The sequence below is a fragment of the Branchiibius cervicis genome (genome assembly GCF_042661605.1).
In the GTDB taxonomy this organism is placed as follows: domain Bacteria; phylum Actinomycetota; class Actinomycetes; order Actinomycetales; family Dermatophilaceae; genus Branchiibius; species Branchiibius cervicis.
This window is the reverse complement of record NZ_JBHSWJ010000002.1, coordinates 968,166-988,910: the sequence shown is the minus strand read 5'-3', so window position 1 is coordinate 988,910 and position 20,745 is coordinate 968,166. Positions and strand designations below refer to the sequence as shown.

21 protein-coding genes and 2 tRNA genes are annotated in these 20,745 nt (G+C 67.0%); 8 read left to right on the top strand and 15 right to left on the bottom strand.

From position 1 onward, the window contains the following. Window position 1: 1 nt before the first annotated feature. The 4 genes from ACFQBT_RS05370 to ACFQBT_RS05355 form a co-directional block, all read right to left on the bottom strand. Entirely contained in the window at window positions 2-2,083 is a 2,082-nt protein-coding gene (locus ACFQBT_RS05370) for a heavy metal translocating P-type ATPase (protein WP_377820955.1), read from the bottom strand. Between the two features lie 32 nt (window positions 2,084-2,115). Then, entirely contained in the window at window positions 2,116-3,165 is a 1,050-nt protein-coding gene (locus ACFQBT_RS05365; RefSeq protein WP_377820953.1) for a YhjD/YihY/BrkB family envelope integrity protein, read from the bottom strand. Between the two features lie 94 nt (window positions 3,166-3,259). After that, window positions 3,260-3,332: transfer RNA gene (locus tag ACFQBT_RS05360), tRNA-Lys, on the bottom strand. Between the two features lie 58 nt (window positions 3,333-3,390). Next, a complete protein-coding gene (locus ACFQBT_RS05355) occupies window positions 3,391-4,836 on the bottom strand; it encodes a DUF2252 domain-containing protein (protein WP_377820951.1) in 1,446 nt (481 codons plus the stop codon). Window positions 4,837-4,852: 16 nt separating this feature from the next. Between ACFQBT_RS05355 and tdh the strand changes: the two genes are divergently transcribed. Further along, the gene (gene tdh, locus ACFQBT_RS05350) at window positions 4,853-5,890 is read left to right on the top strand and encodes an L-threonine 3-dehydrogenase (RefSeq protein WP_377820950.1); all 1,038 of its coding nucleotides are present in this window, start codon (window positions 4,853-4,855) and stop codon (window positions 5,888-5,890) included. A gap of 10 nt (window positions 5,891-5,900) precedes the next feature. Further along, on the top strand, window positions 5,901-7,097 hold the full coding sequence (locus ACFQBT_RS05345; RefSeq protein WP_377820948.1) for a glycine C-acetyltransferase: 1,197 nt from the start codon (window positions 5,901-5,903) through the stop codon (window positions 7,095-7,097). Here the strand turns inward: ACFQBT_RS05345 and ACFQBT_RS05340 are convergent. After that, window positions 7,094-7,390 carry a GroES family chaperonin gene (locus ACFQBT_RS05340; RefSeq protein WP_377825369.1) on the bottom strand — a complete coding sequence of 99 codons (297 nt, stop codon included), beginning with the start codon at window positions 7,388-7,390 and terminating at the stop codon, window positions 7,094-7,096. The two genes, ACFQBT_RS05345 and ACFQBT_RS05340, sit on opposite strands and share 4 nt — an antisense overlap. Before the next feature lie 50 nt (window positions 7,391-7,440). Next, window positions 7,441-7,725: a DUF3618 domain-containing protein gene (locus tag ACFQBT_RS05335; RefSeq protein WP_377820946.1), complete on the bottom strand. Its 285-nt coding sequence runs from the start codon at window positions 7,723-7,725 to the stop codon at window positions 7,441-7,443. 105 nt (window positions 7,726-7,830) lie between these two features. Here ACFQBT_RS05335 and bcp point away from each other — a divergent pair, with 105 nt between their 5' ends. The 5 genes from bcp (at window position 7,831) to ACFQBT_RS05310 (ending at window position 10,467) form a co-directional block, all read left to right on the top strand. Further along, the gene (gene bcp, locus ACFQBT_RS05330) at window positions 7,831-8,295 is read left to right on the top strand and encodes a thioredoxin-dependent thiol peroxidase (protein WP_377820944.1); all 465 of its coding nucleotides are present in this window, start codon (window positions 7,831-7,833) and stop codon (window positions 8,293-8,295) included. A 35-nt stretch (window positions 8,296-8,330) separates the two neighbouring features. Continuing rightward, a tRNA-Leu gene (locus ACFQBT_RS05325) sits at window positions 8,331-8,413 on the top strand. A gap of 327 nt (window positions 8,414-8,740) precedes the next feature. Further along, entirely contained in the window at window positions 8,741-9,112 is a 372-nt protein-coding gene (locus ACFQBT_RS05320; protein WP_377820942.1) for a hypothetical protein, read from the top strand. Window positions 9,113-9,369: 257 nt separating this feature from the next. Then, a complete protein-coding gene (locus ACFQBT_RS05315; RefSeq protein WP_377820940.1) occupies window positions 9,370-9,735 on the top strand; it encodes a helix-turn-helix domain-containing protein in 366 nt (121 codons plus the stop codon). Window positions 9,736-9,756: 21 nt separating this feature from the next. Continuing rightward, window positions 9,757-10,467 (top strand): hypothetical protein, encoded by a 711-nt coding sequence (locus ACFQBT_RS05310; RefSeq protein WP_377820938.1) that lies wholly within the window; start codon window positions 9,757-9,759, stop codon window positions 10,465-10,467. Window positions 10,468-10,514: 47 nt separating this feature from the next. Here ACFQBT_RS05310 and ACFQBT_RS05305 read toward each other — a convergent pair whose 3' ends face one another. The 7 genes from ACFQBT_RS05305 to ACFQBT_RS05275 all read right to left on the bottom strand — a co-directional run bounded on the left by ACFQBT_RS05305 (window position 10,515) and on the right by ACFQBT_RS05275 (window position 16,760). Beyond that, entirely contained in the window at window positions 10,515-12,086 is a 1,572-nt protein-coding gene (locus ACFQBT_RS05305; protein ID WP_377820936.1) for a molybdopterin-dependent oxidoreductase, read from the bottom strand. Then, window positions 12,083-12,691, bottom strand: coding sequence for an RdgB/HAM1 family non-canonical purine NTP pyrophosphatase (gene rdgB, locus ACFQBT_RS05300; protein WP_377820934.1), 609 nt, complete (start codon window positions 12,689-12,691; stop codon window positions 12,083-12,085). The genes ACFQBT_RS05305 and rdgB overlap by 4 nt, the downstream gene beginning before the upstream one ends. Beyond that, the gene (gene rph / locus ACFQBT_RS05295; protein ID WP_377820932.1) at window positions 12,688-13,443 is read right to left on the bottom strand and encodes a ribonuclease PH; all 756 of its coding nucleotides are present in this window, start codon (window positions 13,441-13,443) and stop codon (window positions 12,688-12,690) included. Before rph ends, rdgB begins: the two co-directional genes overlap by 4 nt. A gap of 28 nt (window positions 13,444-13,471) precedes the next feature. After that, a complete protein-coding gene (locus ACFQBT_RS05290; protein WP_377820931.1) occupies window positions 13,472-14,260 on the bottom strand; it encodes an MBL fold metallo-hydrolase in 789 nt (262 codons plus the stop codon). Next, window positions 14,260-15,081, bottom strand: a complete 822-nt coding sequence (murI, locus tag ACFQBT_RS05285; protein ID WP_377825367.1) for a glutamate racemase — start codon at window positions 15,079-15,081, stop codon at window positions 14,260-14,262. Before murI ends, ACFQBT_RS05290 begins: the two co-directional genes overlap by 1 nt. A 15-nt stretch (window positions 15,082-15,096) precedes the next feature. Next, window positions 15,097-15,870 (bottom strand): fumarylacetoacetate hydrolase family protein, encoded by a 774-nt coding sequence (locus tag ACFQBT_RS05280; protein WP_377820929.1) that lies wholly within the window; start codon window positions 15,868-15,870, stop codon window positions 15,097-15,099. A 71-nt stretch (window positions 15,871-15,941) separates the two neighbouring features. Next, window positions 15,942-16,760, bottom strand: coding sequence for an SGNH/GDSL hydrolase family protein (locus ACFQBT_RS05275; protein WP_377820927.1), 819 nt, complete (start codon window positions 16,758-16,760; stop codon window positions 15,942-15,944). 85 nt (window positions 16,761-16,845) lie between these two features. Between ACFQBT_RS05275 and ACFQBT_RS05270 the strand changes: the two genes are divergently transcribed. Next, window positions 16,846-17,769 (top strand): 3-methyladenine DNA glycosylase, encoded by a 924-nt coding sequence (locus ACFQBT_RS05270; RefSeq protein WP_377820926.1) that lies wholly within the window; start codon window positions 16,846-16,848, stop codon window positions 17,767-17,769. Here ACFQBT_RS05270 and cimA read toward each other — a convergent pair. Continuing rightward, window positions 17,729-19,312 carry a citramalate synthase gene (cimA, locus tag ACFQBT_RS05265; RefSeq protein ID WP_377820924.1) on the bottom strand — a complete coding sequence of 528 codons (1,584 nt, stop codon included), beginning with the start codon at window positions 19,310-19,312 and terminating at the stop codon, window positions 17,729-17,731. The genes ACFQBT_RS05270 and cimA overlap by 41 nt on opposite strands. A gap of 335 nt (window positions 19,313-19,647) precedes the next feature. Beyond that, entirely contained in the window at window positions 19,648-20,745 is a 1,098-nt protein-coding gene (locus ACFQBT_RS05260) for a branched-chain amino acid aminotransferase (RefSeq protein WP_377820922.1), read from the bottom strand.

The window sequence follows — 20,745 nt, the reverse complement described above, 5'->3', positions numbered from 1 at the left end:
CTCATGTCCGGGCCGCCAGTCGTGCCGGGTCCAGGTCGACGCGTCGCAACAGTTGGGCGTTCAGTGCGACGATGACGGTCGAGGCCGACATCAGGATGGCACCGACACTCATCGGCAGAACGAACCCGACAGGCGCCAGCACCCCGGCCGCCAAAGGCACGGCGATCAGGTTGTATCCGGCTGCCCACCAGAGGTTCTGCTGCATCTTGCGGTACGTCGCGTGGGACAGTTCGATGACCGACAGCACCGACCGAGGGTCGGACGAGGCCAGGATCACACCGGCGGACGCGATCGCCACGTCCGTCCCGGCCCCGATGGCGATGCCGACATCGGCCTGGGCGAGAGCAGGGGCGTCATTGACCCCGTCCCCGACCATCGCCACGGTGCGGCCCTCCTGCTGCAGTTCGGCGACCCGGTGAGCCTTGTCCTCGGGGCGAACCTGCGCATAGACCCGGTCGATCCCCAGCTCCTTTCCGACAGCGTTGGCCACGGCCGACGCGTCCCCGGTGATCATCACGACCTGAATACCCCTGGCGTGCAGGGCATCGACGGCTTGACGGGACTCAGGGCGGATCTCATCGGCCAGCCGCAGTGCGGCGATCACCTCGCCGTCGGCCAGAACGTGCAGGATGATGGCGCCCTCGTCGCGCCACTGCTGCGCGACCGGCAGTTCCTGCGCCTCGTGCGCTTCCAGGAGGGCCGGCCCGCCCACCTCCACGATCCGGCCGCCGACGTTGGCGCGGACTCCGGTCGCCGGTTCCGAGCTGAAGTCGGTAGCAGGCGGCACCCGCAGGTCGTGCTGCTGCGCTGTGTGCACGATGGCTTTGGCCAACGGGTGCTCGCTGTCTGCTTCCGCGCCGGCCGCGAGCGCCAGCACGTCGTCCTGGGACCATCCCGCTGCGGGCTCGATCTCGGTGACCGCGGGCTCGCCGCGGGTCAGGGTACCGGTCTTGTCGAAGAGCACCGTGTTGACGGTCCGCATCGTCTCCAGCGCGAGACGGTCCTTGATCAGGACTCCTGCGCGGGCCGCCCGCTCGGTCGCAATCGACACCACCAGCGGGATCGCCAGACCCAGGGCGTGCGGGCAGGCGATGACCAGCACCGTGATGGTGCGCACCACGGCCTCGTCGGGATGACCGAGTAGCGTCCACACGATCGCCGTCAGGACGCCTGCGCCCACGGCGTACCAGAACAGCCAGCCCGCCGCCCGGTCCGCGAGGCGCTGGGCACGCGATGAGGACGACTGCGCGTCGGCAACCAGTTGCTGGATACCGGCCAGGGTGGTGTCGTCGCCGGTCGCGGTGACTCGGACCCGCAGGCCCGAATCGGTGGCTACGGTGCCGGCCACGACCCGGTCGCCAACCGATCGACGTACGGCGGCCGACTCCCCCGTGACCATCGATTCGTCCACGTGGGCCGAGCCGTCGACGACCTCACCGTCGGCAGGTACCGACGCTCCGGGCCGGACCACGACGACGTCACCGACCTGAAGATCGGCCGGCGCGACGGTGACGATGCGGTCGCCGTCAACCTTCTCGGCTTCGTCGGGCAGCAACGCGGCCAAGGAGTCCAGGGCGGAGCTGGTCTGGGCCAGCGAGCGCATCTCGATCCAGTGACCCAGCAGCATGATCACGACCAGGAGCGCGAGCTCCCACCAGAAGTCCAGGTCGTGACCCAGCACGTGCAGCGTCGATCCCCAGGAGGAGATCAGCGCCATCGTCAGAGCGAGCGCGATCAGCAGCATCATGCCCGGCTTGCGGGAGCGGATTTCGCTGACGGCACCGGTCAGGAAGGGCTGGCCGCCCCAGAAGTACATGACGGTGCCCAGGATCGGTGACACCCAGCGGACCCACTCGGCGTCGGGCAAGGAGTAGCCGAGCAGGTCGGCAAACATGTTGCTGCACAGGACCGTTGGGATCGCCAGGAGCACCATGATCCAGAAGAGTCGGCGGAACATCGCGACGTGATCGCCGTGTCCGCCGTGGCCCATCGAACCCATCTGACCGCCCATGTGGCCCTGGTGATCCAGGTGGCTCATGTCGTCGGCATGGTGGCCGGCGTGCGGGTGCTGGTCCGTGTCCATGTCGTCCACTATATACCCCCTGGGGTATCAGATCAGCTGCCGTCGTCACCGGTCGACGATGCTTCGGCCCGGGCCTCGTCCCGGATCCTGGCCGCCTCGGAATCCAGCTTCGCCTGCTTCTCCGCTGCCTTCTTCACCTGCTTGTCCGAACGCAGCGTGACCGGCAGCTCGGACTCGGCGGCCACGCCCGCGCGCAGCTGCCGATCGCGGGCGATCTCGGCATCGACCTCCGCCCCGAGCAACAGGCCGACGTTCATCAGCCACAGCCACAACAGGAAGATGATCGAGGTCGCGAACGCGCCGTACGTCTTGTAGTAACTCGCGCCCGCGGTGAGCGCCAGGTAGATCAGCAACGCGGCAGTGGCGATCAGGCAGATGAGCAGGGCGCACCCGGCACCCCAGGACACGACCCGCCGCGCCGGCTGCACGACGTTGGGCGTGCCCCAGTACAGCAGGCCGATGACCAGCACCATCAGGATGAGCACGACCGGCCACTTGGCGATGTTCCAGACGGTCACCGTTGCCTCGGAGATCCCCAACTCCTCCCCGATCGATCGCGCGATGCTGCCCGAGGTGACCAGCGCGACCACGATGAGCAGCAACATGATCGTGATCGCGATCGTGATGGCCAGCATCACCGGCCGCAGCACCCAGACCGGCCGCCCCTCCTGCACACCCCACACCCGGTTCATCGACCGCGAGAACGCGTTGACGTAGCCACTGGCCGACCACAGGGCCAGCACGATGCCGACGATCAACGCGATGCCCGCGCCACCGGTCGTATGGATGTTGTTCAGGAAGGTCCGCACGCCGTCCAGGGCCGGGTCGTTGCTCGATTTGCCCGCGACACCGGCCACGATGTTGATCAACGAATCGACCGTCGACTCGCGGTTGGCGAACAACCCGATCAACGACAGCAAAGCGATCAGCGCCGGGAAGATCGCCAGCACCGAGTAATAGGTCAATCCGGCGGCAACGTCGGTGCCGGCGTCCTTGGTGAACTTCGCGAACGCACGCTTGGCGGTCGCCAGGATCGACGTGGAGGAGGGACCGACGTACGTCGTCGGCGACTCTGCACTCATCGCAACTCTCCGCTCGCTGGGGGTTGGCTCAACCCTAGGGGCGGGCCCCACCCGAACGGCGACCGCGACCGGCCCGTCTGGAGGCAAAGAAAAGTGCGCCGTCAGGGACTCGAACCCCGAACCCGCTGATTAAGAGTCAGCTGCTCTGCCAATTGAGCTAACGGCGCAACGAATGAGGACTCTAGCAAAGCAAGGCGCCAGACCAGAAATCGATGGGGTCGTTGCTCAGACGCCGGTCTGCGCGCGCACCCGGCCGCTCTGCACGGCATCCTCCAGCGCGCGATAGTCGGCGTCGTTCAGGTCGGCGTACGCCGCGGCGAAGTCCGCGACTGAGTGGTCGAACTCCTCGCTCTTGCCCAGGTATCCCGCGATGGCGAAGCGGTCGCCGGTGCGGGCGTGCGCCCTGGCCAGCGTCCACGCACAGGCTCTGGCATAGGTGCCCAGGCCGCGCGGGGTCAGCTGGTCGATGGGCATTGAGCCCTTCCAGTCGCGCAACTGTCGCAGGTAGTAGTCCACGCTCGATTCCTGCCCGATGATGACCTGCATCCGCTTCCAACCCAGGAAGGGGTCACCGGCCACCTGCATCAGGCGTTGACCGACCACGACGCGCTCGCCGTGCTCCTCCTGGGCCGCCGGGCCCAGCACTGTCTCCAGAACCGAGGACTGCGCCTGCTTGACCTGCAAAAGGAACGCGTCGTCGCGCGCAGCGCCCTCCATCAGCACGATCCAGGCGCGGGTTCCGACACTGCCGACGCCGACCACCTTGTGCGCGGCATCGATGGCGTGGAACTGGCTCATCACCCGGCGCCGCTCGGGTGTCAGGGTCTGCAGGTAGGCCCGCAACTGGTCGTTCAGCTCGTCGAGTACGGCCTGCGGGTCGGTCACCTCGGGCAGCTCCGCAATGGGGACGACCAACGGCGGATCGTGCACGATGCGCACCTGCCCGTCCTGCACCGTGGTGAACTTCCGCAAGGCCTGGGTGCGGTCCCGCGCGCGGGCCTTGTCCGCCTGCTCCGTAGCGGTGCGGCGGGCGCGTTTGGTGTCCAATCCCTTCCCCGAGGCCAACAAGTCATCGACGTCGAGGCGGGCGTACCACACGTTGAGCGTGCCGTCCTTGGCGAAACTGCGCATCGTTCGCCGGTAGTTCCTGACGCACTCGCGGACGATCTTGCGCCGGGCCTTGTCCTTCACCCCGTTGTCCCGGCCGGCCAACTCGACACTCGCGGCCAACCGTTTGACATCCCATTCGAAGGGTCCGGGCAGGGTCTCGTCGAAATCGTTGAGGTCGAAGACCAGCCGCCGCTCGGTCGAGGCGAACAAGCCGAAGTTGGACACGTGCGCGTCTCCGCACAGTTGGGCGGTCAACGCGGTGCGCGGTACGGCGGCCAGGTCCGTGGCCATGATCAGCGCGGCCCCACGGTAGAACGTGAACGGCGACACCAGCATCCGCCCGTACCTGATCGGCACCAGCGAGGCGACCCGGTCTTGGGCCTGTTGCTCGAGCAGGTCTACAGGGTCCGCGCGATCGGCGAGAGGGGGCACCTCGGCGTGGGCGCCCAGCGGGACCTCCCGCCGGTAGCTCTTACCGAAGGCGGCGCGCTCGGTGCGCCGGTCCGGCGGTGTGTCCCACGTGGCCATACCCTCACTCAACCACTTCCGGATCATCTGCATCAGGCAGACTGTGGGCGTGCGGGCGTTGGTGAAAACCGAATCAGGACCGGGGCTACGACTGCAGGAGGTTCCCGAGCCGGTACCCGGCCCCGACGACGTGCTGGTCCGGGTCCTTCGTGCTGGTCTGTGCGGCACCGATCTGCACCTGGAGCAGTGGGATGACTGGGCCGCCGCGACCGTGCGGCCGCCGCTGATCATCGGCCACGAGTTCAGCGGCGAGGTCGCCGCGGTCGGCGCCAACGTGACCAATGTGTCTGTAGGTAAACGGGTTTCGGGCGAAGGCCACGTGATCTGCGGGGTGTGCCGCAATTGCCGGGCCGGCCGGCGGCAGTTGTGCATTCGCACCAGCAGCCTGGGAGTCAATCGCAACGGTGCCTTCGCCGACTACGTCGTGCTGCCGGCCACCAACGTCTGGGTACAACCGGATGATCTGGACCTGTCGGTGTGCGCGGTGTTCGATCCGCTGGGCAATGCGACCCACACGACGCTCGCCTTCCCCATGCCGGGGGAGGATGTGCTGATCACCGGGGCCGGCCCCATCGGCATCATGTCGGCGGCGATCGCCCAGCACATCGGCGCACGGTACGTCGTGGTCACCGACGTCAGCGACTACCGCCTGGGCCTGGCCCGCCGGGCCGGTGCCGACGCCGTGGTGAACGTCTCCACCCGCCGGGTCGCCGACGTGCAACGCGACCTCGGGATGCGGGAGGGTTTCGACATCGGCCTGGAGATGTCGGGCAACCCGAGCGCGGTGCGGGAGATGATCGCCAACATGAACCACGGCGGCCGTATCGCAATGCTCGGCCTGCCCAGCGGGGAGTACGCGATCGACTGGGGCCCGGTCATCACCAGGATGCTGACCATCCGCGGCATCTACGGTCGGGAGATGTACGACACCTGGTACGCCATGAGCGCCTTGCTGCAGTCCTCGAGCACGCTGCTGGACGCCGTACGCTCCGTCATCACTCACACCTTCCCCGCCGAGGACTGGCAGACGGCGTTCGACACCGCCCGGTCCGGCCGCTGCGGCAAAGTGCTCATGGACTGGTCCTGAAGGAGGAGCCATGTACCTGATCAAGGATGAACTCGCCGCCACCTTGCGTGAGATCGACGATGCCGGTCTGACCAAACACGAGCGGGAGCTTTCGACTCCCCAATCTGCCCATATCGCAACGCAATCGGGCCCCGCGCTCAACTTCTGTGCCAACAACTACCTGGGCCTGGCCGATCACCCGGACGTCATCGCATCGGCTCGCGCGGCGCTGGACCAGTGGGGCTTCGGGATGGCCAGTGTGCGTTTCATCTGCGGCACGCAGGCTCAGCATCGCGATCTGGAACACGCGATCGCAGCCCTGGTCGGCACGCAGGACGCCATCCTGTTCTCCTCCTGCTTCGATGCCAACGGCGGCGTGTTCGAGGTCCTCTTCGGCGCCGGTGACGCGATCATCTCCGATGAGCTGAATCACGCCTCGCTGATCGACGGCATCCGGCTGAGCAAGGCCGCGCGATACCGCTACAAGAACGCCGACATGGCCGACCTGCGCGACCGACTCCAGGAGGCACAACAGGCCGGTGCGCACCGGATGGTGGTTGTCACCGATGGGGTGTTCTCGATGGACGGCTACTACGCACCGCTGGCCGAGATCTGCGATCTGGCCGACGAATTCGGTGCGATGGTCCTCGTGGACGACTCGCACGCGGTGGGTTTCGTCGGGGAGAACGGCCGGGGCACACCGGAACTCTTCGATGTCATCGACCGCGTCGACATCGTCACCGGCACGCTGGGCAAGGCTCTGGGCGGAGCCTCCGGCGGGTACGTCGCGGCGCACCAGGAGATCGTCGACCTCCTACGCCAGCGGGCCCGCCCGTATCTGTTCTCCAACGCCGTCGCGCCGAGTGTGGTCGCCGGGTCATTGACCGCGATCCTGACTGCGACGCGGGCACCGGAGCAACGCGCGAAACTGGGCCACAACACCCAGCTCTTCCGCGAGCTGATGACGGACGCGGGGTTCGACCTTTTGCCGGGCAGCCACCCGATCACACCGGTGATGTTCCCCGGCCCGGACGGAGCACGCCAGGCCGGGCAGATCGCCGACGCAATGCTCGCACATGGCGTCTACGTCATTGCATTCTCGTATCCGGTTGTGCCGCAAGGTAAAGCGCGGATCCGGGTGCAGTTGTCAGCCGCTCATTCCGATGAAGACATCCGCACCTGCGTCGCGGCCTTCGTCGCGGCCCGTGACGAAGTACTCGCGACTTAGAGGTAGAGACCGGTCGGGTCCGAGCCTTCGGGCTCACTGGCCACGGCGTGCAGATCGCGCTCCCGCAGGAGCAGATAGGTGCGTGAGCCCATTTCCACCTCGGCGCGGTCCTCGGGGTCGAACAACACCCGATCCCCTAGCGCCACCTGCCGCACGTGGCTACCGACGGCCACCACGTTGCCCCACGCGAGACGTTTGCCCACACTCGCCGTGGCCGGGATGAGGATGCCGCCGCCCGAGGTGCGCTCCCCCGGTTCGTTCTCGGTACTGATCAGCAGCCGATCATGCAGCATCCGGATCGGCAGCCCGGTGCTGGCTCCAGACGTCACGACGGGTGCAACGGTCAGCGGAAGATGCGGCGCAGAACGCCAAGGGCCAGCACACCGGCGGAGACGCCACCGACCAGCTTTCCGACCTTCTCCAGGTCAAGGCTGCCGTCGGAATCACTGACCGTGGCGAACGCGCGCGCCTTGGCCGCGTCCGTCGTACTGGCCAGCAGTGCCTTGGGCTGTAGCCGGTTGGTGAGCTGATCGACGTTACCCGCCAACCGGGCGCGGCTCGCGGCAATCTGCGCCTCCAACTCGGCCTGGGTCGGGTCGCTGCGGCGGGACGGTGCCTTGCTGGCCATCAGTTCTCCTTTGAGGACGGCAACCCCGGGGACGGGCCTACCTGCATGTCTGACTCGCCTGAGACGATAACGCAGGACCTCACCCCTGCATCCGGAAGGACAGCAATGACCCGCCTCGAAGCCGGCGACGCCGCACCCGAATTTTCGTTGTCGGACCAGAATGACGAGACGGTGTCGCTGTCGGACTTCCGCGGCCGCAAGCTGATCGTGTTCTGTTACCCGGCCGCGATGACCCCCGGATGCACGAAGGAGGCGTGCGACTTCCGCGACTCCATTGCCCCGCTGCGGGCCGCCGGGTACGCCGTGATCGGCCTCTCCCCCGACCCGGTCGCAAAGCTGGCCAAGTTCGCCGAGAAGGAGTCGCTGAGCTACCCGCTGTTGTCCGACCCGGACAAGAGCGTGCTGACTGCCTACGGCGCGTACGGCGAGAAGAAGCTCTACGGCAAGACGGTCACCGGGGTCATCCGCTCGACCTTCGTCATCGACGAGCAGGGCCTGATCGAGGCCGCGCGCTACAACGTGAAGGCCACCGGCCATGTCGCCTCGCTGCGCAAGCTGCTCGGCGTCTGAACCGCGCCCCCGCGGCGCTTAGGATGGGCCGCGACGCGGAAGTGGTGGAATTGGCAGACACGCTGGTTTTAGGTACCAGTGCTCCGGCGTGCGGGTTCGAGTCCCGCCTTCCGCACCAAGACCTCCTTACGCGAACCCGCACGAAAGGAGCCCGCCTGAAGAGGCGACCCAATCCACGTAGTGCGCATGCCGGGCGGTGGCCTCACGTCAAGCGACAACCATCGGCTTCTCGCCGCCAAACTGACCGGCTACTACCTGCCAGTCTACGTGCGGAATTTCGGCGACTTGCCCATGGCCGCCGAGGTCAAGCATTCACCTCAGAATACGCCGCCACCCAAGACCATGGGGGAATGCGATGCCGCTCCGCAGTGGCGAATCAAGCAGCAGCGTGGCACAGTGAATATCCGTACGGCAACACGATGATTGCACGGAACGGAATCAGCTCATGATTTTGCCAGCAGTAGACCTTCCTGCGAACTTCTGGTTTCCACTGGGATATATACGTGTTGTGGAAAACGACCTGGTCGCCCTCGAGCCGTGGTGGATCATCGATGGCAAAGCCATGATGGATCGGTGGGACGGTCTCAAAAGGAGGTACCCGCATCGAAATGTTCTTCCATTTGCCCTCCGCCAAGACAACGATGACATAGCCTGCTGGGACTTTAATTTAGGGAATGAGGTGGTTGTTATCATTCACGACTACGCTCAGCCAGGCTACGAGCAGCGCGGCGAGTATCCGACTTTCTATGATTGGTTCCGCAGCGCGATCGAGGAGTTCATCTTTTTCGGCGAGCCGTTACCGACGCAAAGTGCGTGACGAGTGTTTCGGCGGCGATGAGGGCTCTAAAAACTAGTCCAATACGCTGGCGTTTGACATCGAGCTGCTAGCCCGAGTCGCCGTGGTCAGTCAGCTCACGACCGAGAGCGTGCTGCCGGTTGTTCTGCTCATGGTCCCCGCGTTGGCTGCGCCGTACTTGATCCGTTACCACCAGAGCTGAGCTCGCACGCATGTCGTACCGGGACGGGCGCTTGCTCCAGTTTGCGTTTGCTAACTACAGCAAGCATAATGGAGTCATGGCCCCCAACCCGCTGCAACTGCCAGGGACTCTCGGTGAGTTCCTGAAGGAGCAGCGGCAGTCCGCGCAGATGTCGCTGCGGCAACTGTCCGAGCTGGCCGGGGTGTCTAATCCGTATCTGTCGCAGATCGAACGCGGGGTCAAGAAACCCAGTGCCGAGATCCTGCAGCAGATTGCCAAAGCCCTACAGGTTTCGGCGGAAACCCTGTACGTGCACGCCGGGATCCTCGACGAAGAGCGATCCGTCACGACCGCGCACGAGATCGACGTCCGGGCTGCGATCGCCGCCGACCCGGCCCTGACCGCCAAACAGCGCAAGACCTTGATCGATGTGTATGAGTCGTTCGTGGACGACTCCGCCTGAAACCACCCAAAGGAGATCACCATGCCCGTTCTGGACACCCTGAAGATCGACCCGAGCCCGTTGTACGCCGTCGTCGGCGCCGGTGACCTGGCTGCCGCCAAGGTCCGCGAGGTCGCCGACGACCTCAGCGCTCGCGCCGACAAGGCACGCGCCGACCTGGCGCCGGCCAAGCTGCAGACCAAGGTCGAGGAGTTCGCCGACCAGGCCAGCGACCTGCCGATCAAAGTGCTGGGCTTCGTCAAGGGCCTTCCGGCAGGCGTTGCCGACCAGGCCGCCACGGTCACGGGCGCGTTCGCCGGAGGTTACGAGGACCTGACTGCTCGCGGCGAGAAGCTCATCGACCGGGTGCGCACCCAGCGCGCTACCCAGGAATTGCTCGACCAGGCCGGTTCCACCATCTCGCAGGCCAAGGGTGCCGTGACCACGGCCAAGGGTGCCGCCGAGCAGATTGAGCGCTCCGCCAAGGCGACGGTGACCACCGGTCGCCACCAGGCCGAGAAGCTCGTCGACGTCGTCCGCTCCGTGAACGAGGAGGAGGCCGAAGTCATCAAGGCCGAGGCCGAGACCGCCGTCAAGAAGACCCGTACGGCCGCCAAGCGCACCGCGACCACGACCAAGCGCGCCACCAAGCGCACCGCGTCCGCCACCAAGGGTGCGACCACCAGCGCTCGCAAGACCGCTGCCAGCGCCCGCAAGGCTGCTGCCGCGACCGCCGACAAGGTCGGCGACTGATCCTCAGCTGAGCAAGCGCCCTGTCACCGCGCGGTGACAGGGCGCTTTCAGGTCACCGTGACGTTGACGGTGTGCCAGCCGGTCGCACCGTCAGGAGCCGGAGCAGCCGAGGCGCTGGTCTGGACCGCTCCGGTGTGGTCGACCGCCCGGACCGCGATGGAGTGCGAACCCGCCCGTGCGTCCCACTCGTAGACCCACTGTCGCCACGCATCGACCGTCACGTCCGCTCCGAGGCGGGCGGTCTGCCAGTCCCCATCGTCGATGCGCACCTGCACGCCGTCGATGCCGACGTGCTGGCGCCATGCGATGCCGGCGACGGCCACTTTGCCGGCGGAAACCGTTGCCCCATCAGCGGGTACGTCGATCCGCGATCCGGTCTTGACCGGGCCCTTGGCCGACCAACCTCGGGGTGTCCAGTAACCCTCGTCGTCGGCGTACGTGGTTACCTTCAGCTCCGTGACCCACTTGGTGGCGCTGACGTACCCATACAACCCGGGTACCACCATCCGCACCGGGAAGCCGTGCTCGACCGGCAGCGGCTCACCGTTCATCCCCACCGCGAGCAGCGCGTTGCGGCCGTCGGTGAGCGCCGTCAGCGGCGTGCCGGCCGTCCAGCCGTCGGCGCTGGTGGACAACACCATGTCCGCCCCGGCCTTCGGCCCGGCCAGGGCAAGCAGATCGCGAACCGGCCAACCGGTCCACACTGCGTTGCCGGTCAGATCACCGCCCACCTCGTTGGAGACACACATGAGGGTCACCACGGCCTCCTGCAGCGGCTTGGCGATCAACTCCGCCCAGCTCAGGGTGATCTCCCGCTCGACCATGCCGGTCACCTTCAGTGACCACGTCGCCGGATCGACCTCGGGCGGGCTGAGCGCGGTGTCGATCCGGTAGAACTGGTCCGCCGGTACGACGAACGGCACCACCCCCGCGACCCCCACCGAGGCGCCGGAGGGGATCCGCACCTTCGACACCGGGGTCGGCACCCGGAAGGCCGATCGCGCCGCCGCGACGGCGCGGGTCGTGCCACTGACCGCTTGTCCGGCCAGCGCGGCAATACCCGCCCCCACCAGCGACGCCGCACTCAGTTGCAGCACGGTCCGACGGTCCGGCGCCACCCACTGCGCGGTGGGCCGCAACCGGGAACGGCACGCGTTGAGCAGGGCCAATCCCGCGGCCCCGCCCAACAGCGTCGGCACGACATCGGTCGCCGAGGCGCCCGGCCGGATGAGGATCGCGGCCAGGGCGAGGGCCAGCAGCAGCACGAACGCGACGTATGCGGCGGTGGGTCGACGCGCCAATAGGAGCCCGACACCTGCTGCGAGCACCGTGAGAACGATGCCCATCCCCGTCAGCAGCGCGACCTTGTCGGCGGTTCCGAATACGTTGACCGCAAAGGTCTTCAGCCACGCAGGTGTGTGGTCGATGAAGGTTTCACCGACCGCGAGCACCGGGGATCCCGTCCCGCCGATCCAACCGAAGCGGACCATGATGCCGGCCATGAGTTCAGCGGCACCGAGCGTGAGCGCTCCCGATGCGAAACCGACCAGTGCCCAGCCGAACCAGCCGCGATCGCGGTCAGCCTCGGTGGTGGGCTTCGGATCGGTGCGCGTGGTCATGTGAGCAGTGTGACCAGATCGGGCAGGACGGCACGGAACGCGTTGCCTCGATGGGAGATGGCGTTCTTCTCCCCGTCGGTGAATTCGGCCAGGGTGCGACCGTCCGGCAGCTCGAAGATCGGGTCGTAGCCGAACCCGTTGGTGCCCCGCTGGTCTCGGGTCAACCGGCCGCGCACCTCACCGAAGTGCGCTCGCTGGGTGCCGTCGGGCAGAGCCAGTACGACACAACTGACGAAGCGCGCAGTGAGTTGCTCGACGGGTACGTCGATCGTCTGGGCCAGCAGCAGGTCGATGTTGGCCTGGTCCGCCCCGTGCGTGCCGGACCACAACGCAGAGAAGACTCCCGGACAGTCCCCGAGAATGTCGACGCACAACCCCGAATCGTCAGCAATAGCAGGAAGATTGGTCGCCTGCGCGACGGCGCGGGCCTTCAACGTGGCGTTCTGCTCGAAGGTCACACCGCTCTCGACGGTCTCCTCGATCTGCGGGTAGGACTCCCCCACACTGACGACGTCGAGACCGGCGAGCTGCGGCACCTGCGCTACCAGTTGCCGCAGCTCGCGCAACTTCCCTGGGTTGCGGGTGGCCAGGACCAGGCGAGTCACAGGGCCCTCTCGCGGGCCTCGCCGGAGAGCGCCTCGTGTTGCAGCGACGTCAAGGTCGCGATTCCCCCGGCGGCCAGGTCGAGCAACGCGTTCAATTCGTCCCGATCGAAGGGCGCACCCTCCGCGGTGCCCTGCACCTCCACGAATCCGCCGGAGCCGGTCATCACCACGTTCATGTCGGTCTCGGCGGTCGAATCCTCGGGGTAATCAAGGTCCAGCACCGGTACCCCGCCGACGATGCCCACGCTGATCGCCGCAACCGAGTCGGTCAGCGGCTTGGCGTTCTTGGCGATCAATCCCCGCGCCCGGGCGTCGGCCACCGCGTCGGCGAGGGCCACGTACGCACCGGTGATGGACGCCGTACGCGTGCCCCCGTCCGCCTGCAGCACGTCGCAGTCGACCACGATGGTGTTCTCACCCAGCGCGCTGGTGTCGATGATGGCGCGCAGGCTGCGGCCGATGAGCCGGGAGATCTCGTGGGTGCGCCCGCCCACCTTGCCCTTGCGGGACTCGCGATCACTGCGGGTGTTGGTCGAGCGCGGCAGCATCTCGTACTCGCTGGTCACCCACCCGGTGCCCTGACCCTTCAGCCAGCGCGGCACGCCTTCGGTGAAACTCGCGGCCACCAGCACCCGGGTGCGGCCGAACTCGATGAGTGCGCTGCCCTCGGCGTGGTCCAGCCAGTTGCGGGTGATGCGGATGTCGCGCAGTTGGTCGGGGGCGCGGCCGTCGTGTCGTGGGGTAACCGTCATGGCTCCCAGGGTAGGTCGGACGGGCCCGTCAGACTTCGTAGGTCTGACCCGCTTGCGCCAGTTCGACCTCGCCGGGCCAGACCTGCGCCGCTTCGGCGACGCAGTCCGCAGGGTCGTTCCAGACCGGGATGTGGGTCAGCATCAAACGCTGGACGCCTCCGGCGCGTACGGCGGCCGTCGCCGCGCGCCGACCGGACAGGTGGATCCCGACAATGGTGTCGCGTTCTTCCTGGTAGGCCGAATCGGTCAGCGCCAGGTGGGCGCCGGCCATCAGTTCGTCGAGGACCGGGGTGTCGTCGGTGTCGCCGGTGTAGACCAGCACGCGGTCGCCGGCCGCCACGCGCACGCCGTACGCCTCGACCGGGTGGTTCACCCGGAACGGTGTGATCCGGAACGGACCGACCGTGAAGGGTTCCTTGTGGGTGAGCACCCGGAAGTCGAACTCCGGGTCCATCCCGTGCGGATCCTTGGACTCGGACAAGGTGACGGCGTTGGCACGCACCAGACGTGCGGCGGTGTCCTGCGGGCCGTAGATGGGCAGCCGGCGGGTGTCCTCCGGGGGCCGCGACGGGTGGTACTTCTGCACGACGAACAGCCCGGTGACATCCATGCAGTGGTCCGGGTGCAGGTGCGAAAGGACCAGCGCGTCGATGTCATGCAGGTCGATCAGACCCTGGAGCGGGCCGAGCGAACCGTTGCCGAGGTCGAGCACCAGGTTCCAGGTGCGGCCTTTGTGCTCGGCCTGCACGAGATAGCAGGACGCGGGCGAGGCGGGCCCGGCGAAGGAGCCGGCGCAGCCGACGACGGTCAGGCGCATCAGGAGACGACCACTTGGTGGAACGCGCCCCGGTACACCTCGTCGGGAGCCCCACCAAAGCCCAGGAATCGGGTCGACAACCGGCGGAACACTTCCGGGTCACCGGTGGTGGTGAACGAATGACTCGGCGCCGGAAGATAATCGGGTCGCAGCATCTGGGCGTCGGCCAGCACTCGGTACAACTCCTTGGCTGTCTCGTCGGCGGATGAGACCAACGTGACACCGTCCCCCATCACGTACGAGATCACGCCGGTGAGCAGAGGGTAATGCGTACAACCCAGAATGAGGGTGTCGATGCCGGATTCTCGCAGCGGCTCCAGATACGTGTGCGCGTGCTCCAACAGCTCCGGGCCGCTGGTGACCCCGGCCTCCACGAACTCCACGAATCGCGGGCAAGGCCGCGATTGCACCTGCAGATGCGGGGCGGCCGCGAACGCGTCCAGGTAGGCACCCGACTGATGGGTGCCCGTGGTGGAAATCACACCGATCGAACCGCTGCGGGTGGCCCGGACCGCGCGGCGTACGGCGGGCCGGATGACCTCGACGACCGGCACGTCGTACCGCTCGCGGGCGTCGTGCAACATCGCCGCCGAGGCGGTGTTGCACGCGATCACCAGGGCTTTGACGCCGTGGTCGACCAACCGGTCCAAGCAGCCGAGCGCCAACTGCCGGGTCTGTGCGATCGGGCGCGGGCCGTACGGTGCGTGCGCGGTGTCGCCGAGGTAGACGATCGACTCGTGCGGCATCTGGTCCAGCACACCGCGGGCCACGGTCAGCCCGCCGTACCCGCTGTCGAAGATGCCGATCGGTGCGGTCGCCAGCTCCTGGTCCATCGGTCAGTCGTGCCGGACGAACGGGTTGCCCAGCGTGCCCACGCCCTCGATCTCGACCTCCACCCGCTGACCGGGCTGGACCGGGCCGACGCCCTCGGGTGTGCCGGTGAGGATCACGTCACCGGGCAACAGGGTGAATGCCTTCGATGCGTAGGAGATCAGCGTGGGAATGTCATGGATCATGTCGGCGGTGGTGCCGTCCTGGACGACCTCACCATCCAGGCGGGTGACCACGCGCAGGTCGCTGGCGTCCAGATCGGTCTCGATCCACGGGCCGAGCGGGCAGAACGTGTCGAAACCCTTGGCCCGGGACCATTGGCCGTCGGACTTCTGCAGATCCCGGGCGGTGACGTCGTTGCCGCAGGTGTATCCGTAGATGACCTTCGCGGCCTCATCGGGCTCGATGTCCTTGCAGAGCCGACCGATCACAACGGCCAGTTCGCCCTCGTAATCGACGCGTTCGCTGGCCGGGGGCATGACAACCGGGTCGTCCGGGCCGATCACCGCGGTGTTGGGGACCAGGAACATCAACGGCTGCGCGGGCGCCTCGCCGCCCATTTCGCGGGCATGTTCGGCGTAGTTCTTACCGATCCCGATCACCTTCGAGCGCGGGATCACCGGCGCCAGCAACCGCACCTCCTCGACGGTTGTCGTCACGCCGGTCAGCTCGATCTTGGTGTAGAGCGGGTCGCCGCTGATCTGGGCGATCTTCTCCCCTGCCCCGTCGACCAGTCCGTACGTCGGGTCGCCGCCATCGGTGTACCGCGCGATTCGCATGTGAGCAGCCTACGAGCCCCGCGGTGCGACTGCGCAGTCCGGCCGGTGCGAACCGGCCGGACCGACACCCATCAGCGCAGTTGCTGCTGCACTGCCGTGGCCAGCTTGGTGTATCCCGTGTCGTTGGCGTGAATGTCTCCGCGCACGCACATCCAGGTCCAGGAACAGATCAGGGCGACGTTGGTCGGCACGCTGCCCACACCGGGCAGCGTCGTGCGGGTCCAGATGTTGTCGCTCTGGAAGATTCCTGCGACGTTTGCGGTGCGGCCGCCCACACTGGCAGCCGAGATGCCGATGATGCCGTTCAGGACGTTGGCCAGCGGCATCGAGAGAATCGCGACGGTCCGTGTGGAGGACTGCAGGTACGCCGCCAGGAACGGGTTGTAGTAGTTCAGCACCACGATCCGCGAGGTCGGGGCGTGCTGACGCAGCGTGGACAGGATCGCCGGCAGGTTCGTGCCGACGGTGCCCAAGCCGTTCCCGATGCATTTCAGGTCCAGCTGGCCGCCGGGGACACAGCCGTCGACGTCGTTGGCGCCGACATCGATGGTGATGACACCGGCCGTTCCCGCGTGAGCGTCCAGGAACGCCACGGCGGCCGCTTCCTGGCTGCTGCCGGGGTAGCAGCGGTTGGCGGTCTTACCCAGGTAGCTGCTGGTCGTCTCGCCCGAGCAGGCCAGGTTGGTCAGCGGTGCCTGCAGTGAGGCAGCGACCTGGCCCACGTAACCGCCGGTCTTGTCGTCACCCTGCCCGGGCTGGTAACCGGCTGCCAGCGAATCACCCAGTGCGAGATACCAACCCGCCTTCGGCGTCGAGGCGTTGGCAGCGCCGGGAGCCACCAGCGCCGTGCCGAGAACGAGAGCCATGATGCTCAGGAGAATCAAAGTCACGCGAGTACGCACCGGATCAACGGTCCTTCCAGTCATCGGCCACCCACTGTGGCCTACCTCACAGTAAGTCACCGCAACTCGTGGCGTGTCCGAACCCGGCCAGCCGGCTTCCGTAGAATGGGCGCCGATCACCATGGACAGCTGGCAGCAACGACAGGCGGCCCACCATGCGCGTGTCGATGCGCTGGTGGCACAGCACCTCTCCCGCCGTGAGGAAGGGGTCAAGCACCCCGTCGCGGACTTCCTGTTCACCTACTACTCCTTCCGGCCGGCCCAACTGCGCCGGTGGCATCCGGGCGCCGGAGTCGAAGTTCCCCTGGCCGCACCCCACGCGCAGTGGCGCTTCTACACCAAGGGTGAGCACTCGGCGTATGTCGACCTGCCGGACTTCCTGACCCACCGCGGCTCGAGCGCGCAGTTCGTCCGGGAGTTGCTGGCCGGCACTGCGGACCGGGCGGCGCAATTCGGTTGCTTCGGGTTGCACGAGTGGGCGATGGTGTACCGCGCCGGACGCGACGGGATCCGGCACACCGACTGGCCCTTGCGCCTGGGCGGCGAAGGCACCGACGAGGTGGTGCGCAGCCATCAACTCAGGTGCACGCACTACGACGCGTATCGATTCTTCACCGCACCTGCACGACCCCTGAATCTGACTGTTCTGCAACGGGATTCACAGACCAGTCTCGAGCAGCCCGGATGCCTGCATGCGGCGATGGATCTGTACAAGTGGGCCTACAAGCTCACCCCGCTGCTACCCAGCGAGTTGGTCGCCGACTGTTTCGAGCTCGCGACCGAGGTGCGGGTCCTGGACATGGAGGCATCGCCGTACGATCTGCGCGATCTCGGCTACGACCCGGTGTGCATCGAGACCCCGAACGGCAAGGCCGAATACATCCGCCGGCAGAGGGCCTTCGCGCAGCGCAGCACCCGGCTACGTCACCGGCTCATCGAGCACATCGACGATGCGCTCACCGCGGCTCGACCCCGGCCTTCAGCAGTCCGTAACTGAACGAATCGACCAGGGCGACCCAACTGGCGTGCACGATGTTGGGTGCCACGCCCACCGTCGTCCAGGTGTTCTGCGCGTCACTGGTCGTGATCAGGACGCGCGTCGTTGCGTCGGTGCCCCGATCGGCGTCCAGGATGCGCACCCGGAAGTCGGTCAGCTCGAACTTCGCCAGCTCCGGGTAGGCGTCGGCCAGGGCCTCGCGCAGTGCATGGTCGAGGGCATTCACCGGGCCGTTGCCCTCGCCGGTCGCGACCCGCCGACGGCCTGCGGCGTGCAGCTTGACCGTTGCCTCCGAAAGGGATTCGTGCTCACCCGAGGCCGAGTCGATCAGGATCCGCCATGACTCTTCTTCGAAGTAGCGCAGGATCTCACCGCTGGCTTCGGTCCTCAGGAGCAATTCGAACGAGGCGTCCGCGGCATCGAACGTCCAGCCCTGCTGCTCGAGCTCTTTGACTCGCGCCACCACACGCGCCAGCAGCGCCGGGTCGTCACTGAGGTCGTATCCGAGCTCGCGACCCTTGAGCTCGATGCTGGCCCGGCCGGCCATGTCGGACACGAGGGTGCGCATCGAGTTGCCGACCAGGGCGGGATCGATGTGCTGGTACAGGTCGGGATCGACTTTCAGAGCGCTGGCGTGCAGACCGGCCTTGTGCGCGAACGCGCTAGCGCCCACGTAGGGCTGGCGACCCGCCGGCGCGATGTTGGTGACCTCGGCGATCGCGTGCGAGAGGTGCAATGCCTGGGACAGAGCCTCGGGCGCGATCAGGTCGTAGCCGAGTTTGAGTTGCAGGTCGGCCGCGGTGGTGACCAGGTCGGCGTTACCGGTCCGCTCGCCGTACCCGTTGACCGTCCCCTGGACATGGGTGGCGCCGGCCCGCACCGCGGCCACGGAATTGGCCACTGCGCAGCCGGTGTCGTTGTGCGCGTGGATGCCGAGCCGGGCTCCGGTCGTCGCCCGTACGTCGGCCACCACGGCCTCGACCTGGTGCGGCAGCATGCCGCCGTTGGTGTCGCACAAAGCAACGACCTCGGCGCCGGCCTGCGCCGCGGTCCGCACGACGCTGAGGGCGTAGTCCCGGTCCAGGTAGTACCCGTCGAAGAAGTGCTCGGCGTCGAGGAAGACGCGCCTGCCCTGAGCGGCCAGGAAGCTCACCGTGTCCTGGATCATGGCCAGGTTCTCCTCGAGGGTGGTGCGCAGCGCATCCGTGACATGCCGTACGTGGGACTTGGCCACCAGGGTGATCACAGGCGTCTGTGCGTCCAGTAGGGCCAGCACCTGCGGATCTTCGCTGGCTCGTCCGCCGGCTCGCCGGGTGGCACCGAATGCGGCGAGTACGGCGCTGTGCAGCGTCAGCTCCGCACGGGCGCGGGCGAAAAACTCGGTGTCCGTGGGGTTGGCACTGGGCCAGCCGCCCTCGATGAACCCGAAACCCATGGCGTCCAGATGCGTCGCAATGGCCAGCTTGTCGCTCGCGGTGAGGTTCAGACCTTCTTGCTGGGCCCCGTCGCGCAGGGTCGTGTCGTAGACGTGCAGGTCGCTCATGCTGGTTGTCTTCTTCGGTGGTCGCAGATGTGTCACGTGTCGTCGGATCCTCCCGGTCGCCTCATGCCACCCGGGGTGTCGGTGGACATGAAAAAACCTCCCGGGGTAACGGGAGGTTGCGCGCCGGAGAGGATCCGACGCGCTACGCGATAATGACGGTGGTCGTCAACACGCTCACACCATGGCACGGCCGGTCGAGGGCCGTCCACGAGTTGCACCTGCTGTCTCAGTAATCAAGACAAATGGATACGCGCGGGTTACCAACGTTTGCGCGCTCTACAGCCCGCGCATCTGTCGACAACCCGCGCATATTCGCTGGGAGTGACCAAGCACCCTCAGATCAGTCGGGTCAACCAACCGTGGGTGTCCGCCAACTGACCCTTCTGGATGCCCAGCAGCGTGCTGCGGATCCGATCGGCAACCGGGCCAGCGGTGCCCTCCGGGCCCATCGAGATCTCGCCGCCCTCCCAGACCAACCGGCCGACCGGTGTGACGACGGCGGCGGTCCCGCAGGCGAATGCCTCAGTGACCTGGCCGGATTCGATGCCTTCGCGCCACTCGTCGATGCTGATCCGGCGTTCCTCCGGCTGCAGATCGAGGTCCTTGGCCAGCTCCAGGATGGAGTCGCGGGTCACGCCTTCGAGGATCGATCCGGTCAGCGCCGGGGTCACCAGCCGCCCGTCGGCGTACACCAGGAAGAGGTTCATCCCGCCGAGTTCCTCGATCCACTTCTGCTCGACCGAGTCCAGGAAGACGCTCTGGTCGCACCCGTGCTCGCTCGCCTCGATCTGGGCAGCCAGAGATGCGGCGTAGTTGCCGCCGCACTTGGCCGCGCCGGTCCCACCGACACCGGCGCGCGAGTAGTGCTGGGAGATCCACAGCGAGACCGGCTTCACGCCACCGGAGAAGTACGCGCCAGCCGGCGAGGCGATCACCGCGTAGGTGACGCCGAGCGCCGGGCGCACACCCAGGAAGGATTCCGAGGCGAACATGAACGGCCGCAGGTAGAGGCTGGACTCGCCTGCATCGGCGCCGGGCACCCAGGGCTCGTCGATCGTGACCAGTTGCTTCAGCGACTCGATGAAGTCCGCCTCGGGAAGGACCGGAAGGGCCAGACGCGCGGCACTACGCGCGAAGCGCGCAGCGTTGGACTGGGGCCGGAAGGTCCACACCGAGCCGTCGGAGTGGCGGTACGCCTTCAGTCCCTCGAAGATCTCCTGGGCGTAATGCAGCACCGCCGCGCTCGGGTCGAGCTCCAGCGGACCGTAGGGCTTGACCTGCCAGTCGTGCCAGCCGTTTTCGGGATCCCAGCTAGCGACCACCATGTGGTCGGTGAAGGTCTTGCCGAAACCCGGGTCGGCGAGCACCGCGAGCCGCTCCATCTCGGCGAGTCGGTCGGGTCGCTCCGTCACGGTGAACTGCTGCTGTGCCAT

Coding starts and splice junctions, on each gene's coding strand:
- rph (WP_377820932.1), bottom strand. CDS start 13,443: ATGACGGTTACCCCACGACACGACGGCCGCGCCCCCGACCAACTGCGC.
- ACFQBT_RS05320 (WP_377820942.1), top strand. CDS start 8,741: ATGATTTTGCCAGCAGTAGACCTTCCTGCGAACTTCTGGTTTCCACTG.
- ACFQBT_RS05260 (WP_377820922.1), bottom strand. CDS start 20,745: ATGGCACAGCAGCAGTTCACCGTGACGGAGCGACCCGACCGACTCGCC.
- ACFQBT_RS05290 (WP_377820931.1), bottom strand. CDS start 14,260: ATGCGCCTGACCGTCGTCGGCTGCGCCGGCTCCTTCGCCGGGCCCGCC.
- ACFQBT_RS05345 (WP_377820948.1), top strand. CDS start 5,901: ATGTACCTGATCAAGGATGAACTCGCCGCCACCTTGCGTGAGATCGAC.
- ACFQBT_RS05340 (WP_377825369.1), bottom strand. CDS start 7,390: ATGCTGCATGATCGGCTGCTGATCAGTACCGAGAACGAACCGGGGGAG.
- ACFQBT_RS05305 (WP_377820936.1), bottom strand. CDS start 12,086: ATGACCACGCGCACCGATCCGAAGCCCACCACCGAGGCTGACCGCGAT.
- ACFQBT_RS05335 (WP_377820946.1), bottom strand. CDS start 7,725: ATGGCCAGCAAGGCACCGTCCCGCCGCAGCGACCCGACCCAGGCCGAG.
- ACFQBT_RS05365 (WP_377820953.1), bottom strand. CDS start 3,165: ATGAGTGCAGAGTCGCCGACGACGTACGTCGGTCCCTCCTCCACGTCG.
- ACFQBT_RS05355 (WP_377820951.1), bottom strand. CDS start 4,836: ATGCAGATGATCCGGAAGTGGTTGAGTGAGGGTATGGCCACGTGGGAC.
- ACFQBT_RS05315 (WP_377820940.1), top strand. CDS start 9,370: ATGGCCCCCAACCCGCTGCAACTGCCAGGGACTCTCGGTGAGTTCCTG.
- ACFQBT_RS05280 (WP_377820929.1), bottom strand. CDS start 15,870: ATGCGAATCGCGCGGTACACCGATGGCGGCGACCCGACGTACGGACTG.
- bcp (WP_377820944.1), top strand. CDS start 7,831: ATGACCCGCCTCGAAGCCGGCGACGCCGCACCCGAATTTTCGTTGTCG.
- ACFQBT_RS05310 (WP_377820938.1), top strand. CDS start 9,757: ATGCCCGTTCTGGACACCCTGAAGATCGACCCGAGCCCGTTGTACGCC.
- cimA (WP_377820924.1), bottom strand. CDS start 19,312: ATGAGCGACCTGCACGTCTACGACACGACCCTGCGCGACGGGGCCCAG.
- ACFQBT_RS05370 (WP_377820955.1), bottom strand. CDS start 2,083: ATGGACACGGACCAGCACCCGCACGCCGGCCACCATGCCGACGACATG.